12 protein-coding genes are annotated in these 16,016 nt (G+C 68.8%); 4 read left to right on the plus strand and 8 right to left on the minus strand.

All coding sequences use genetic code 11. From position 1 onward, the window contains the following. Window positions 1-17: 17 nt before the first annotated feature. Window positions 18-1,511 carry a PLP-dependent aminotransferase family protein gene (locus GJG85_RS17460; protein WP_050010805.1) on the plus strand — a complete coding sequence of 498 codons (1,494 nt, stop codon included), beginning with the start codon at window positions 18-20 and terminating at the stop codon, window positions 1,509-1,511. 84 nt (window positions 1,512-1,595) lie between these two features. On the opposite strand, the gene GJG85_RS17465 is transcribed toward GJG85_RS17460, so the two are convergent. From GJG85_RS17465 to GJG85_RS17475, 3 genes are all read right to left on the minus strand, one after another. Beyond that, window positions 1,596-1,874 carry a hypothetical protein gene (locus GJG85_RS17465; RefSeq protein WP_027782819.1) on the minus strand — a complete coding sequence of 93 codons (279 nt, stop codon included), beginning with the start codon at window positions 1,872-1,874 and terminating at the stop codon, window positions 1,596-1,598. 96 nt (window positions 1,875-1,970) lie between these two features. Then, on the minus strand, window positions 1,971-3,365 hold the full coding sequence (locus tag GJG85_RS17470; protein ID WP_050010808.1) for a cytochrome c peroxidase: 1,395 nt from the start codon (window positions 3,363-3,365) through the stop codon (window positions 1,971-1,973). Then, window positions 3,362-4,825 carry a metallophosphoesterase gene (locus GJG85_RS17475; RefSeq protein ID WP_050010809.1) on the minus strand — a complete coding sequence of 488 codons (1,464 nt, stop codon included), beginning with the start codon at window positions 4,823-4,825 and terminating at the stop codon, window positions 3,362-3,364. Before GJG85_RS17475 ends, GJG85_RS17470 begins: the two co-directional genes overlap by 4 nt. Window positions 4,826-4,988: 163 nt before the next feature. On the opposite strand from GJG85_RS17475, the gene GJG85_RS17480 reads away from it, so the two are divergent. Further along, window positions 4,989-5,837, plus strand: coding sequence for a class I SAM-dependent methyltransferase (locus GJG85_RS17480; protein WP_050010811.1), 849 nt, complete (start codon window positions 4,989-4,991; stop codon window positions 5,835-5,837). Window positions 5,838-5,940: 103 nt separating this feature from the next. On the opposite strand, the gene GJG85_RS17485 is transcribed toward GJG85_RS17480, so the two are convergent. The 5 genes from GJG85_RS17485 to GJG85_RS17505 all read right to left on the minus strand — a co-directional run bounded on the left by GJG85_RS17485 (window position 5,941) and on the right by GJG85_RS17505 (window position 13,605). Next, window positions 5,941-6,252 (minus strand): hypothetical protein, encoded by a 312-nt coding sequence (locus tag GJG85_RS17485; protein WP_050010813.1) that lies wholly within the window; start codon window positions 6,250-6,252, stop codon window positions 5,941-5,943. Further along, entirely contained in the window at window positions 6,249-8,270 is a 2,022-nt protein-coding gene (locus tag GJG85_RS17490) for a BCCT family transporter (RefSeq protein WP_089489280.1), read from the minus strand. The genes GJG85_RS17485 and GJG85_RS17490 overlap by 4 nt, the downstream gene beginning before the upstream one ends. Window positions 8,271-8,585: 315 nt before the next feature. Beyond that, window positions 8,586-9,773 (minus strand): porin, encoded by a 1,188-nt coding sequence (locus GJG85_RS17495; RefSeq protein WP_089489281.1) that lies wholly within the window; start codon window positions 9,771-9,773, stop codon window positions 8,586-8,588. Window positions 9,774-9,885: 112 nt separating this feature from the next. Beyond that, entirely contained in the window at window positions 9,886-12,306 is a 2,421-nt protein-coding gene (locus tag GJG85_RS17500; protein WP_204384235.1) for a glycoside hydrolase family 31 protein, read from the minus strand. Window positions 12,307-12,333: 27 nt separating this feature from the next. Beyond that, window positions 12,334-13,605, minus strand: a complete 1,272-nt coding sequence (locus GJG85_RS17505; RefSeq protein ID WP_050010817.1) for an MFS transporter — start codon at window positions 13,603-13,605, stop codon at window positions 12,334-12,336. Window positions 13,606-14,077: 472 nt separating this feature from the next. Here GJG85_RS17505 and GJG85_RS17510 point away from each other — a divergent pair, with 472 nt between their 5' ends. Next, a complete protein-coding gene (locus GJG85_RS17510; RefSeq protein WP_050010818.1) occupies window positions 14,078-15,022 on the plus strand; it encodes a MurR/RpiR family transcriptional regulator in 945 nt (314 codons plus the stop codon). After that, window positions 15,019-16,008, plus strand: a complete 990-nt coding sequence (locus GJG85_RS17515; protein ID WP_089489283.1) for an isoaspartyl peptidase/L-asparaginase — start codon at window positions 15,019-15,021, stop codon at window positions 16,006-16,008. The genes GJG85_RS17510 and GJG85_RS17515 overlap by 4 nt, the downstream gene beginning before the upstream one ends. The last annotated feature ends 8 nt before the right edge of the window (window positions 16,009-16,016 follow it).

Here is a 16,016-nt window from a genome sequence, read left to right on the forward strand (position 1 = left end):
GGGAGGCAGCGGGCACGATGGTCCGCATGACGATTCTCGCCGACGCATCCCGCACGCCTTTGCCGAGGGACGGCGAGCCGCTTTACGAACGGCTCGCCGAACATTACCGCCGCATCATCGCGGCCGGCACGCTGGCGCCCGGCGACCGGATGCCGTCGGTCCGCGCGTGCATGGCGCAGCACGGCGTGAGCCTGTCGACCGCGATCCATGCGTTTAGGCGGCTCGAGGATGCGGGCTGGTGCGACGCGAAGCCGCGTTCGGGTTACTTCGTGCGCCGCCGCGCGGCGGCCGTGCTCGACACGCTGCCGGAAAGCGACGGGCCGCCGCTGAGCGTCGAGCCGCCGTTCGCGGGGCTGCACGAGCGCGTATCGCGCGTGATCGACCGTGCGAACGCGGCGACCGATGCGTTGAATCTCGGCGGCGCATCCGCGCACGCCGCGCTGTATCCGACCGAGCGCCTGCAGGCGCTCGCGATCCGGCTGCTGCGGCGCAAGCCCACGTTGCTGACCGACGCGGGGCCCGTCGGCGGCTCGCCCGAATTCCGGCAGACGATGGCCAAACGCGCGTTGTCTTACGGCGTGACGCTGACGCCGGACGACGTGATGTCGACGAGCGGCGGCGTCGATGCGGTGAATCTCGCATTGCGGGCGGTCGCGCGGCCCGGCGACACGATCGCGATCGAATCGCCGGCCTTCTTCGGCCTGATCCAGTTGCTCGAAAGCCTCGGCCTGAAGGCGCTCGAAATCCCGGCAAGCCCGACGACCGGCCTGTCGATCGAGGCGCTCGACGTGGCGCTGGCTGCCTATCCGGATATCCGGGCCGTGGTCGTCGTGCCGAACCTGCAAAACCCGCTCGGCTGCGTGATGCCCGACGAGCGCAAGGCCGCGCTCGTCGCGCTGTGTTCGCGCCACGGTGTGGCCGTGATCGAGGACGAGCCTTATCGCGAGCTCGTCGAGGCGCCGACGGCGGCCAGGCCGGTCAAGGCATGGGATCGCGACGGCACGGTGATCTACTGCCCGTCGTTCAACAAGGTGCTGGCCCCCGGGATGCGGCTCGGCTGGATGAGTGCGGGCCGCTGGCAGGCGCGCGTGAGGATGCTGAAATTCGCTCAGAGTCGACACAACGCCGCGTTGCTGCAGGCCGTGGCCGCCGAATTCGTCGGCTCCGGCGCATTCGATCGACACCTGCACCGGTTTCGCGAACAGTTGCGCGTGCAGCGCGACGTGACGATCGACGCGATTGCGCGGCATTTCCCGGCCGGCACGCGGATGAACCAGCCGCCGGGCGGGATGTTGCTGTGGATCGCGTTGCCGGCAGGCGTGCGCTCCGATGCGCTGTTCGACGCCGCGCTGGCGCATGGCGTCAAGATCGCGCCCGGTTCGATCTTCTCGAATTCGGACCGTTTCGACGGCTATATCCGGCTTGCCTGTACGCGCGTATTCGACGCGGCGCACGAGGCGGCGTTCGACATACTCGGCCGCCTCGTACGGGAAGCCATGGCGGCCGCGTAAGCGCGACGGCGGCAGCGGGCCGGATTTCCGAATACGCGAGTGCTCCGGCCGGACGCGGTACCGAAGCGGCAAGCCGCCGCCACTTCATCGGCCGACCGAATGCGTGGCGAGGTGCTGGCGGATCAGCGACAAATAACGATCGCCGACCGAGAAATCGCGTGCCGCGCGCGGCCGGGCGGGGGCCGGACGCAGCGTGGCCGGCGCGCTCATGCCCAGGTACCGGCAGACGGCGGACGGAAAGGGCTTGCGCGTATGCCCGAGCTGACGCGCCGCGCGCTCGACGCGGGCATCGCCGACCTGGGCACGCAGCCACGCCAGCACTTGGCGATCGGTGTCGTTGACGATACGGACCAGATGTTCCATCGCGCACCTCACTGTTCATAAATACAGTACTGTAAATATAACCAGTGTTTGCGCGAACCGCAAGCGCGGGCGCGTCGGCTGGCCGTTCGGCCAGGGTCAGCGCACCGGCGCGGCGGTGCGCGCGACCCGGGCCGCAGGAGGCGCAGAGGCGGCAGGCGCGGCCCGGCCGGTATAGCGCGCATCGGTCAGCGTGCCGAGGAACGCGACGATGTCGTCGATTTCCGCGTCGGTCAGCGCGGGCGGCGTGCCGGGCCGGCGGTTCATCGGCGTCGAATTCACGTTGATGTTGCCGCGATAGGCGGCCGGCACGTCGTCGAACGTCTTGGCGCCGTGATACCAGAAGCCGGGATCGGTCGAGCGCGTGTTGTAGAACGCGACCGCGTCGCGCAGCGTCGTGAACACGCCGTTGTGCATGAACGTCTGCTTGAGCGCGACGTTGCGCAGCCCCGGCGTGCGCAGGTAGCCGCACCATTGCGTCGGCTCGGGCCAGCGCAGCCGCCGCGCGGTATTGCACAGCCCGTTGTCGAAATGGCGCGGATCGCGGTTCGCCGGCAGCGCGCGGTTGCGCGGCACGGCGATCGCGTCGTAGCCGAAATCGGTGAACAGCGAGCGTTCCGGGCGGCTCGACGTGTCCGACAGCGTATGGCAGGTCATGCAATTGCCCTTGTCCGGATTCCGGAACAGCGCGAGGCCGCGCATCTCGGCCGGCGCGAGCGGCTTGCGCGTGCGCAGGAACGCGTCGAAGCGCGACGTGAACGGCGCCATCTCGTCGCTCTGCAGATAGGCTTCGACGGCCGCGCCCAGCGCGCGCACCAGTTGCTCGGGATCGCGCCGCACCGGCGCGCCGAAGCGCGCGGCGAGATCGGGCGCGAGTTCGGTCGCATCGACCTTGCGCAGCAGCGCGGCCGGCGACCGGTTGTTCATCTCGTTCGGATCGAACAGCGGCCCGCGGATCTGCTCGGCGAGCGTATCCGCGCGACCGTCGCTGAACAGCCCGCCGAACGGCGACGGCGCGGGCGCATCGTCGTCCTGGTAGAAGTGGCGGCGCGGCACGTAGCGCACATATAGCAGCGATGGCGCATTGCGCTGGCTGAAGCGTCCGGGCCGGCTGCCTTCCGGCACGCCGGGCCCCGCGAGCGATGCGGCCGACAGTGTCGGCGCGAACGCGCGGCCCGGATCGTGGCAGCCCGCGCACGACATGCCGCGCGGCTCGGACAGCCGCGGGTCGAAGAAGATCCGGCGGCCGAGCGCGACGAGCGTCGGGTCCGGCGCGAAGCGCGCGGTGGCCGCGTCGATCTTGCCCGTCACCTGCGGCGTGCCGTTGCCGATCGTGTCGACGACGCGCGACGGCGGCGCGCCGGGAAGCAGCACCGTTTCGGCCGGCGCGGCGTGAACCGCGAGCGTCAGGCCGGCGAGCACGGTGGCGGCAAGCGTGTGCAGCGTCTGCCGGCCACGCTTGCCACGGCCGTCGCATCGAACTTCTTTCGTCACGGCGCGATGAACCCCGTCTTGTCGCAGGCGAGCGTCCGGCCCGACTGATTGCACGACGCCAGCAGCTTGCCGGCCGCCGAATACGCATGGAACGTCCAGCCCGTCGCCGGCGCGGCGTTGCGCTCCATGATCAGGAAGCCGAAGCTGTTGTTGTGCGACAGCCGTTCGATCACCGCGCCCGGCGCGGGCGTCAGGCCGGCCGGGAACGGGTCGGGCAGCGCGACGTCGAGGTTGTCGCCGCCGTTGCCGGACACGATCGTCGCCGGGTGCCCGGAGGAGAAGTTGATCGCCTGGAAATCGTGCACGTGGCCGTGCAGCGCGACGTGCACGCCCGGCGGGTAGTACGCCTGCGCGTTGAGGCTCGACATCACCGACTGCAGTGCGAGGTTGCCCGGCGCGGGCGTACTGCCGGCGATCGGCGCGAACGCGAGGATCGGATGATGGTTCGTGAAGATCGTCGTCGTGATGCCGGCCTTCGACGCGAGCGCCGCGACCGTCTGGAACTGCTTCTGGTAGATGCCGAACTGCGCGTCGGTGGTCTTCAGCGGCGTGCGGCCGACCTTCGCGGTGTCGAACACGATCACCTGCGAGCCACTGCCGAGCGACACCGCATAGGGTTCCGAATAGTTCGCGTTGTTGTCGTTGGCAGGATCGTCGCACGAGCGTACGGCCGAATACGGGCGCGGGTCGAGGAAGCGGAACCAGCCCTGGCCCGCTCGCGCGCATTCCTCGTGGTTGCCGCGCACGACGACCCACGGCGCCTTCGCGAGCAACGGCGCGGCCGGGCGGAACAGGTCGGCCTGCCACGTATCCCAGCCGTAGCCCCACGGGCTGTCCTTGCAGCCGGCGATGTCCGGCGGGCATGCGTTCTCGCGATAGTGGTAGTCGCCGACGTGCAGCACGAGATCGGGCGACAGCTTCGCGACGCTGGCCGCGATCGTATCGAGCGGCCAGACCGACGCATCGTTGCACGCCTGCCATGCGTTGTCGGCTTTCTTCATTCGGCAGCCGGTGTCCGCGATGATCGCGATGCGCTGCGGCTGCGCTTTCGGCAGCGGCAGCGTGCGGCCCGCGACGCTTGCCGCCTGCGCGCCGGCCGGCAGCGTCGCCTCGCAGACGGACACCGGGAAGCTCGACGGTTTCGAATCGGCGGGGTCGCTGGCAGTCGGCCGCTGGGGGACGGTCGCGGCGCCTGCGCGCAGCGCCATGCGCGACACCTTGCCGTCGACGCTCAGTTGCGGGCACAGCGGGTCGCCGGCCGACGCGGGCGTGTAGTTCGTGATCACGCGCGCGATCGCCTGGTTCGCATCGCCGATCTCGACCCATGCGGCCTGGACGTTGGCCGACGCGCTGGCCGGATCGTCCGGCGTATCGATGTGATTCGAGCACGCGGACAGCGCGGCGAGGGCAGCAAGGGGAGCGCAGCGCACGAGCAGGCCGCGCGTGAGGAATCGTCGCATGGGAGGGGCAGGCACCGTAGGAAAGTCGTCAACGATACGCAGCGCGAATGTAAGAAATGTGAAAACGGGGCGTGACGGGGCGCACACCGGCAGTCCTTGACTTCAAGCCGGCTTGAAGCGGCACAGTCCGGTTCGTGATCAATGAAACGGAAGGGGATCGACGATGGAAGCCAACCGGCCCAATGAAGCGCAATCCGCGCTATGGAACGGTCCGTCGGGGCGCGCATGGGTCGATGCGCAGGCGCTGCTGGACCGGATGTTCGAGCCGTTCGAAACGCTGCTGGCGGATGGCGCGGCAGCGTCGTCTGCCAGCAGCGTGCTCGACGTCGGCTGCGGCACGGGTGCGGTCACGCTCGCGATCGCGCGGCGGCTCGGCGCGAACGCGCAGTGCACGGGCATCGACATTTCGGCTCGAATGATCGACGCCGCCCGGGCGCGTGCCGGACGCAGTGGTCTGCCCGCCCGGTTCGTGTGCGCGGACGTGCAGACGCACGCGTTCGAGCCGGCGAGCGTCGACCTGATCGTGTCGCGTCTCGGCGTGATGTTCTTCGACGATCCGGTGCGTGCGTTCGCGAACCTGCGGCATGCGGCGCGGCCCGGCGCGCAGATGCGGTTCGTCGCGTGGCGCGGCGCGGCCGACAACCCGTTCATGACGACGGCCGAGCGGGCGGCCGCGCCGCTGTTGCCGAATCTGCCCGCGCGGCAACCCGGCGCGCCGGGGCAGTTCGCGTTCGGTGACCGGCAGCGCATTGCGTCGGTGCTGTCGGACGGTGGTTGGGCCGACGTTGCGATCGAGCCGGTCGAGCGGGCATGCGTGCTGTCGGAATCCGCGCTGGACGACTACCTTGCCCGGCTGGGCCCGGTCGGCCTGGCGTTGCTGGAGACGGACGAGGCGACGCGGCGGCGCGTGATCGACACGATGCGCGCGGCGTTCGAGCGGTACGTGCACGGCGCCGAGGTGCGCTTCGATGCGGCGTGCTGGCTGGTGACGGCGCGCGCGCCGTCCGCATGACATGTAGCGTGGAAGCAGCGGATGAGGAACGGCATGGCCGCCCGTTCGCCCCGCACGCGACCGTGCCCGCGTGACGAAGCTGGGGCTGCGCGACCTGCGTGCGTCAGCGTTTGCGCGCGCGCAGCATCAACCACGCGCAGCCACCGGCGACCAGCGCCAGCCCGAGCAGAACGGCCTCGGCGCCGAGTGCGAAACCCGGCGGCATTTCGCCGCTGTTCGGCGCCGGCGACAGGTTGCCGCCCATCGCGACCGCGCCGCCGGCAAGCAGTGCCGCGCAGACGATCCAGTAGACCTTGCCGAGCGGCGCCGCGGTGCGGATTCGCCACAGCGCGATGCCGGCGCCGCCGAGGTACAGCACGGCGAGCGTGCCGAGCGCGATGACGTCGACCGCGCGGCTTTGCAGCAGTCCGCTCATTCGGCCTCCGTCGCGTGCCCCGGCGCGCGGCTCAGCAGATGCGTGCGGGTGTCTGCCGCGAGCGATACGTAGCGTTCGTACTGGCGCAGCACGTCGGCGATCACTTCGTCGCCGCGCAGGTATTCGACGTCGTAGCCGAGCCGGCCATCCTCGAAGAACGTGACGATGCCATACACGTGCGCACGTGCCTCGTCCGGCTCGGCCGTCTCGCGCACCAGGAACGCGGCTGCGGATTTCGCGGTGACGCGCACGCCGTAGACGAAATCGCGATGTTCGGCTGTCGGCACGGTCAACCGCACCGCATCGTCACTGTCGTGCTGTACGTGCGCATCGACGCCGCTCGCGCGCAACTCGTCGGCGACCTTGCGCAGCGCCGGTTTGACCGTTTCCGCGATGAACTGGCGCGCTTCGGCCTCGGTCGTCTGCCGCAGGATGTGCGTCAGGCGATGGCGCCAGTGCTGACCGGTCCAGAAGCTCGTTGCAGGCGCAACGTCCTGCGAATAGTGCGCGCGATCGGCCGCGAGCCCGCGCCACAGCCCGTAGCAGAGCGCGAGCATGATGATGGCGACCGGCAGCGCGGCGATCAGCGTCATCGCCTGCAGCGCGCCCAGCCCGCCCGCGACGAGCAGCACCGCGGCCGTCACGCCGAGCAGTGCGGCCCAGAACAGCCGCTGCCAGACCGGCGAATGCGCGCTGCCGCGCGTCGCGATCTGATCGATCACGAACGCGCCCGAATCGGCGGACGTGACGAAGAACACCGCGATCAGCACGATCGCGACGATCGATAGCAGTTGCGGCAACGGCAGGAAATCGAAGAAGCGGAACAGCAGCGCATCGACGTTGGTCGCCGTCTGCGCGAGCGCGCCGGCCGCGCCGTGCGTATCGAGCCAGATCGCGCTGTTGCCGAACACGGTCATCCAGACGAGATTGAATGCGGTCGGCACGAGCAGCACACCGATCACGAACTGGCGGATCGTGCGGCCGCGCGAGATGCGCGCGATGAACATGCCGACGAACGGCGACCACGACACCCACCACGCCCAGTAGAGGATCGTCCAGCCCCCGAACCAGCCTTCCTCGCGCGGCGGTGCGTACGCATAGGTGCGGAACGACAGGTCGACGAGGCTCGACAGGTACTGGCCGATGTTGTCGCCGAGCGCGCGCAACAGGAACGCGGTCGGGCCCGCGACCACGACGAAGGCGAGCAGCAGGAACGCGAGCAGCAGGTTCAGCTCGGACAGCCGCCGCACACCCTTGTCGAGGCCGCTCGCGGCCGACAGCCCTGCGAGGATCACGACGAGCGCGACGAGCCCGATGCGAAACAGGTTGCTGCCGGTGTCCCATCCGGCGACCGTATGCAGGCCCGCGCTGATCTGCATCACGCCGTAGCCGAGCGTCGTCGCGATGCCGGCGACCGTGCCGACCAGCGCGAACGCATCGACGGTGTGGCCGATCCAGCCGTTGATGCGCTCGCGCAGCACCGGATACAGCCCCGAGCGCAGCGTCAGCGGCAGGTTGTAGCGAAAGCCGAAGTACGCGAGCACGAGCCCCATCAGCCCGTAGATTGCCCACGCATGGAAACCCCAGTGGAAGAAGGTCATCAGCATCGCCTCGCGCGCGGCGGCGGACGTGCCGGGGTCGACGGTCGGCGGCTTCAGGAAATGCTGCATCGGCTCGCCGACGCCGAAGTACATCAGGCCGATGCCCATGCCGGCCGCGAACAGCATCGCCGTCCACGACACGAAGCTGAATTCGGGTTCGGCATCGTCGGGGCCGAGCCGGATGTTGCCGAAATCGCTGGCGGCGATCAGCACGAGAAACACGAGGAAGCCGGTGACGGCGAGCACGTAGAACCAGTCGAACCGTGCGATGACCCATTGCTGGCCGGCGGAGAACAGCGCGCCGGCTTCGCTCGGGCGCAGTGCGCACACGACGAGCAGCGCGCCGATCACGACGAGCGCGGGCAGGACGACCTGCGGCTTGAATGTCGTGCGGGGCGAGGGACGGGAATCCGGCATGGCGGGTATCCAGTTGTGGGCGCAACGAGGCGCGACGCCGCCCGGCGCGTGGTGCGCGTCGGACCCTGATACGGCGTGCGTCGAGTGTACCGCGGTGTCAGGACTGCAAGAACAGGGCATGCAGAAGGGTAAACCTGACGAATTGTAAGGTATCGGGGCGAGCGAGAAAACCCGCGCGGTGCGTGCGGCGGGCCGGCGAGGCCGGGAAAAACGCCGCGGCGAACGCATATCGGACACCCGGACGGCGCGCACGGCATGCGCAGCGTCCAGGCGTCCAGGTAGAAGACAGCGCGCGGAAGGCGCCGTCGGGCGGGTTCAAAACGTGACCGCGATCCCGGCCATGCCGACGAACTGGCCGTGCGTCGTCGACGGCGTGAGCTGCTGCGAATCGCCGACGATCGGCGCCGCGTCGACGATGTGGCCGGCGCCTTGCGCGCCGAGCGTCCGCCCGCTCGAATGCGTGTACGCCTGCAGCGCATAGAGCGTCGTGCGTTTCGACAGGCTGTACGACTCCTTCAGCGAGTACTGCTGATAGCGGGCCGCGTTCGCGACGCCGTTCGCCTTCGATGCGAGCGTGTACGCGAATGCGCCGGCCACCGAGAACGTCGGCGTGAAGCGGTACGCGGCGAGTGCGCCGTAGGTATTGAACACGGCCGTATCGGTGAAGGCCGAGCCGTTGCCGGGCAGGTACTTCACGTTCGAATAGTTGAGCCCCATCGTCAGGTCGCCGAGCGTGTAGTTGCCGGCCGCCGCGACCTGCTCGACGGCCTTCGCGGTCAGGTAGCCCTGGTTCAGCACGGACACCGCGAAGCTGCCCGACGACGCGGTGGCCGGATTCAGGAAGCCCACGGAAGAGCCCGAGCTGTTGATCCGCAGATAGCCGGCCGCGATCCCGATCGGCCCGTTCGCGTAGCGCAGCGCGGCGCTGAACGTGTTGCCCTTGCCGGTCGCGCCGGCAATGCCGCCGAATGCGTACATCGCGCTCGCGGTCAGCCCGGCGAAGGTCGGCGACGTATAGGTAACCGAATTGTTCACGCGAATCGTCGTGTCGAGGCCGTCGATGTCGCCCGGATGCGCGCCGGTCGCACCGGTCAGCCAGCTGCTCGACGCGTACGGGCCGACGAACAGGAAGTAGGGCGTGTACTGGCGGCCGGCCGTCACCGTGCCGTAGCTCACGTTGCGCAGGCCGACGAAGGCCTGGCGATTGAACATCGTGCCGGCGGCGGCCTGCGCGCCCGTATTCAGGTTGAAGCCGGCCTGCAGGTCGAAGATCGCATGCGTGCCGCCGCCGAGATCCTCGTCGCCGCGCAACCCGAACTTCGACGCATACAGGTTGCCGTCGCGCAGGTAGATGTTCGAGTGCCCTTGCTGGTTGTTCACGTACGCGAGCGAATCGTCGACGACGCCGTACAGCGTGACGCTGCTCTGCGCATGGGCGGCGGTCGCGCCGAGCGACGCGGCCGATAAAATCAGGATTGCATAACGGTTGACGGGTGCTTTCATTGTCGATCTCCGGGGTGCTTCATCTTTTCAAGGGGCGGGAGGTTGAATGCCTCCTCTGTGGCAGGCGGCGGGCCGCGCGAACGGCCCGCCTGATCGGGTTGGCTTCAGTGGTTCAGTGGTCGAACGCGACGACGAGGCGGCGCCACGCACCGTCCCCCGCATCCTGCTCGACACGCGCGCCGCGCACGGCGACCGGGCCTTGCAGCGACGCGGGCAGCAGGATATCGACGCGCTCGGCCGGGCGCGCCGGGCGGCCGTCCCAGCGGACCGACACGCCGAGCTCGCCCGACGCCTCGCGGCCGGTCTCGATGCGCCACAGTCCGTATTCGCCGTCGCGCCACGCTTCCGTCTCGCCGTCGTCCTCGACGCATTCGCCGTACGCGACGCCGTCTTCGATGCGCGGTGCGACGACGAAGCCGCGCGTGTCGGCACGCGCACCGAAATGCTGGTCGGCGACGTTCAACGGCAGCACGCGACCTTCGCGCAGCAGCATCACCGGCGTGTCGAGCGGCGCGGGCAGCGTCACGCTCGCGCCGCCGTCGAACGACTGCGCGCTCGAACAGCATGTCCAGCGTGCGCCCGACGGCAGGTACACCGTGCGTTCGGTCCGGCCGGGATCGACGACCGGTGCGACCAGCAGCGCGTCGCCGAGCATCATGTCGTCGCACGCGTCGTAGCAGCGCGCATCGCCGGGGAAATCGGCGAGGGTCGGCCGCAGCACGGGCTCGTAGCGCGTCGTCGACAGCCACAGCAGGTGATAGAGGTACGGCAGCAGCCGGTAGCGCTGCTTGATCAGCGACGCGACCTGCGCGGTGATCTCCGGGTACATCCACGGTTCGTTGACGGTGCCGTCGTCGTTCCACGAATGGATGCTGAAGCGCGGCATGAAGATGCCGAACTGCACCCAGCGCAGCAGCAATTCGGGCGACGGCGCGGGGCCGGAGAAGCCGCCGATGTCGTGGCCGATGTTCGACACGCCCGACAGCGCGAGCCCAAGGCCCATCTTCAGGTTGTAGCGCAGCGTTTCCCACGACGTAGTGTTGTCGCCGGACCAAGTCTGCACGTAACGCTGCATGCCGGCGCCGCCGGAGCGCGACACGAGGAACGGCCGCCGCGCCGGCGCATGCGCGCGCTGCGCGTCGCGCGACGCGCGCATCATCAGCATTGTCTGCAGCACCTTCGCTTCGCGCGCCGGAAACGGCTGGCCGAAGCCGTGCGCGATCGCGTCGGGCGACCAGATCTCGTATTCGTTGTTGTCGTTCCAGGTCGATTCGATCCCGTATTCCAGCAGCGCCGACGTGACCTGCTCCTGCCACCAGCGGTAGGCGTCCGGCTGCGTGAAGTCGATGTACGCGCCGACCTCGTCCCAGAACTGCACCCATGCGGGCTCGCCCGACGCGGAACGGATCAGCAGCCCGCGCTGCGCGGCGTCGTCGAAGGCGGGATGGTCGCGCAGCAGGCACGGCTTGATGTTCGCGCACAGGCGGATGCCGTGGTCGCGATAGTGCTGCACGAAGCCTTTCGCATCCGGAAACTTGTCGCGGTTCCAGTTGAACACGTAACGCTTCGCGCCGATCGACGTATAGCCCGACGACAGGTGGAACGAATCGCACAGGATGTCGTGCGCGTCGCACTGCTCGACGAACTGGTTCATCTGCTGCTGCGCGTCCGGCGCGTCGGTATAGCTCATCGTCGAACCCGAATAGCCGAGCCCCCATTTCGGCGTGCGCGCGGGGCGCCCGGTCAGCCACGTGAAGCGTCGCGCGGCCGCGAGCGGCGTCGCGGGCGACGCGATGAAGTAGTAGTCGAGATCGCCGTGCTCGGCGACGAAATAGCGATAGAGCCCGTGATAGTTGTCGAGCTCGCGGCCCATGTCGAACACGCAGTCGGACAGCGTGTCGTAGAACAGCCCGAAGCCCTGGCACGCATCGGGCGACCACGTGATGTAGAACGGGATGTGCTTGTACAGCGGGTCCGTGCTTTTCGCGCTGTAGCCCATCGCGTCGATGTTGCGCATCTCGAAGCGCGCGCCCGTGCGGTCGAGTTCGCCCGCGCGTTCGCCGAGGCCGAACACCTTGTCGCCGCGCTCGCGGGCGACGTAGTGATACGCGCGATCGTCCCACCAGCCGAAGTTGTATGCCTGCGTCGCGCGGTCGGCGAGCGCGACGCGCCATGCGCCGTTCGCGTCGCGCATCGACCACGTGCAATGGCCGCCTCGCCGGCGCACCGTAAGCCGGACCTGCGCGGTTTCGATCCGCACGCCGTCGTCGTCTTCGACGAAGTCGTAGTGGGGCAGCGCGAAGCCGCTCAGGTCGAGGCGGTCGCGCCCGTCGAGCGGCACGTCGTCGAGACCGGGTGCGATCGTCCACGTGCGCGGGGTGCGCGCCGTCGCGTCGGGCAGCACGCGCACGCGCACGATGTCGTCCTCGAGCACGAAGATTTCGACGGTGGCGCCCGTATCGGACGCGAGCAACACGCGGTTCGCGTGGTGGCTGGCGACGCGGAACACGGGCGGATGAAGGAGCGAAGTCATGAATGCGATTCCTGGTGAAAACGGAGGTCAGGCGTGCTGCGCGAGCAGGCGTTCCTGCTTCGACTGCCCGCGGATCAGCAGCGCGAGCAGCGTGACGCCGATGATGTCGAACAGCCCGAGGCACGCGAACAGCGGCGCATAGCCGATCTTGTCGGCGAGCGCGCCGACCAGCAGCGAGAAGCCGAGGCCGCCGATCCACGCGGCCATCCCGGCGAAGCCGCTCGCGGTGCCGACTTCCTCGGGGTCGAACACGTCGGCCGACAGCGTGTTGACGAGCGCGGAGATCATCTGGTGCGCGAAGCCGCCGACGCAGAACAGCGCAATCGCCGTGTACGGCGACGACACGAGCCCGATCGTCGCCGGCCCGAGCATCAGCACCGCGCCGAGCGCGACGCCGGCGACGCGCGACCACACGAGCGGCAGCTTGAAGCGATTCGCGAGGTACGGCGACAGGTAGCCGCCCGCGATGCCGCCCAGGTCGGCTGCGAGAAACGGCATCCACGCGAATACCGCGATCTGCGTGAGCGGCATGTGGCGCTCGGTCGCGAGGTACAGCGGAATCCAGAAGCTGAAGGTCTGCCACGCGGGTTCCGCGAAGAAGCGCGGCAGCGCGATCGCCCAGAAGCGCCGCGCGGTGACGACGTCGCGGATGCGGCGCTTCGACACGGGCGGCATCGTCGCCTGGCCGTCGCGGATCAGCGTGCGCTCCTGCGGCGTGAGGCGCGGATGGTCGGCCGGGGACCGGTACTGCGTGTACCAGAGCGCGGCCCACAGGAACCCGAGCGCGCCGGTGACCATGAACGCGGCCTGCCAGCCGAAGCGCATCGAGATGAACACGACGAGCGGCGGCGCGATCGCGGCGCCGAGCGACGTGCCCGCGTTGAAGTAGCCGACCGCGACGGATTTCTCGCGATCGGGAAACCATTCGGCGACGGCCTTCATCCCCGACGGAATCGCGGCGGCCTCGAACAGGCCCAGAAAGCCGCGCAGGATGCCGAGCGACAGCCAGCCCGATGCGAAGCCGTGTGCGACGCCGACCACCGACCACAGCATCGCGAACAGCGCGAAGCCGAGCCGCAGCCCGATCAGGTCGACGATGAAGCCGCACACCGGCTGCATGATCGTGTAGCCGATCTGGAACGCGCCGACGATGTACGAGTACTGCTGCGTCGAGATCGCGAACACCTGCTTGAGTTCGGGCGCGAGCACCGCGAGGGAATTCCGTGCGAGGTAGTTGAGGATCGTGCCGAGACACACGAGCACGATGATCCACCAGCGCAACGCCTTGACTGTCTTCACTGCTGTCTCCTGTCAGGGAGGGCGGCGCGCGGCGCCTGCCCGGTCCATGAGGGCCATCCGTCGGAATGGCTTGTTTCGTTTTGGTTCGTACGATGTCCGATCTTGATGCGCACCGGTTTTTGCCGGTTCATATCGAAATCACGGTGTTCGAGCGAACATTTCGTCGTCACAGAGCTGCAATGTTATCTGACGACTGATCATTTTCGAACATCCTATGTTCGAATGCGAATCCGGTCAACGTGAATCTGCATTCGAACGAACGTACTCGGGGTTTTCCCGATGACCGGATGGCGACCGTGAGCGGCGACGCAGGGCGATCGGCCGTCAAAGGCCCGTGGGGCGGGGCCGAACGATCGTCCGCACGGTCGACGGACGCCGGTTGAGGCGCAACACACCCTGATGAAAATTTATTTCTTTTCAGTCGGGAGATTGTGTAAATTCATTTTCATCGAACCTTGCAACAACCCTTCGCATGACGCCTCTCGTTCCGCCCGATGTCAGTCACGACGAACCCGCGATCGCCGCGCGGATCGCGTCGGCGATGCCGTTGATGACGCCGATTCACCGGCGCATGGGCGAGTTCGTGCTCGCGAACCCGTTTCGCGCGGCGACGATGCGGATCGACGAGCTCGCGCAGGCCGTGAATGCGTCGATCGCGACCGCGAACCGCTTCGCGAAGGCGCTCGGTTTCGACGGCTATCCGGCGATGCGCGCGGCGCTCGTGCGCGGCTTCGAGGCCACGCTCGGGCCGGTCGAGCGGCTGCGTTCCGCGCAGGAGCAGGAATCCGGCGTACGCGGCGCAGTCTGGATCGATGCGGTATTCGACCAGGCTGTCGCCAACATCGAGAACACGCGCGCGCAACTGGACGCGGCCGATGTCGAGGCGGCGGTCGAGGCGATCGTCGGCGCGCGGCGCGTGCTGATTCTCGGCGCCGGGTCGAGCGCGTTCCTCGCCGGGCTGATCGAGCATGGCCTGTCCGTCTGCCATGACAGCGTGCAGTCGCTCGCGCTGCTCGGCGGGCCTTCGCATGCGGCGCGACGCCTGTACACGGCCGATTCGCGCGATCTCGTGATCGCGCTCGCGTTTCCGCGCTACGTGAAGGACACGATCGAGCTGGCGCGTCGTGCGGCGGCGCGCGGCGCGCGCGTGCTCGGCATCTCCGACGGCCCGCAATCGCCGCTCGCGCCGATCGCGTCGCTGAACCTGTACGTGAAGGCCGAGCGGCGTTTCGCGGCCACGTCGGAAGCGGCCGTGCTCACGATGATCGAGGCGCTGATCGATGCGGTCGCGCTGCGCACGCACCGGTCCGCGAAATCCGCCGCCGAGATGACTGAATTCCTGCTGCCGTGGCTCGTGCAGCCGCAAGCGGCGCTGCCGGCCGCGAACCCTTCTTCCCCACGTCCGAAAAAATCATGACTTCACCCGCGATCGTCGCGATTCACGGCGGCGCAGGCACGATCCTGCGCGAAGCGATGGATACCGACACCGAACGTCGGTACCGCGCCGAACTCACCGCGATCCTGCAGGCCGCGCAGCAAGTGCTGGCCGACGGCGGCAGCGCGCTCGACGCCGTGACCGTCGCGGTGCGCATGCTCGAGGACTGTCCGCTGTTCAACGCCGGGCGCGGCGCCGTCTATACGGCCGAAGGCAAGCACGAACTCGACGCGGCGGTCATGGACGGCGCGACGCTCGGCGCCGGCGCGATCTGCTGCGCGACGCGCGTACGCAATCCGGTGCTCGCCGCGCGGCGCGTGATGGAGGCGAGCGAGCACGTGCTGTTCGCCGGCGCGGGCGCGGATGCGTTCGCAGCCGCGCAAGGGCTCGAACTCGCGGAACCCGGCTACTTCGACACCGAAGCGCGGCATGCGCAGTGGGTCAAGGCGCGCGCGGCGGCCGGGATGATGCTCGACCACGATGCGGCCAGCTTCGCGTTCGGCGGCGCCGCGCAACCCGCCGAGCCGCTCGATCCGGACCGCAAGCACGGCACGGTCGGCGCGGTCGCGTGCGACGTGCACGGCCACATCGCGGCGGCGACGTCGACGGGCGGCATCACGAACAAGCAGCCGGGGCGCGTCGGCGATTCGCCGATCATCGGCGCCGGCTGCTATGCGGACGACGCGACCTGCGCCGTCTCCGCGACGGGCACCGGCGAGATGTTCATCCGGCTCGCGACCGCGCATGACGTGGCCGCGCAGATCGCGTATCGCGGCGCGTCGCTCGCGGACGCCGCGCACGACGTCGTGATGAACAAGCTGCCGCGCCTCGCGGGCCGCGGCGGGATCATCGCGGTCGATGCGCACGGCAACGTCGCGATGCCGTTCAACACCGAAGGGATGTACCGCGGCTACGCGCGCGTCGGTGAAGCGCCGGTCGTCGGCATCTACCGCGACGATGCGGCCTGATTCCGGAT

It is taken from the genome of Burkholderia sp. MS389, from assembly GCF_016899425.1.
In the GTDB taxonomy this organism is placed as follows: domain Bacteria; phylum Pseudomonadota; class Gammaproteobacteria; order Burkholderiales; family Burkholderiaceae; genus Burkholderia; species Burkholderia sola.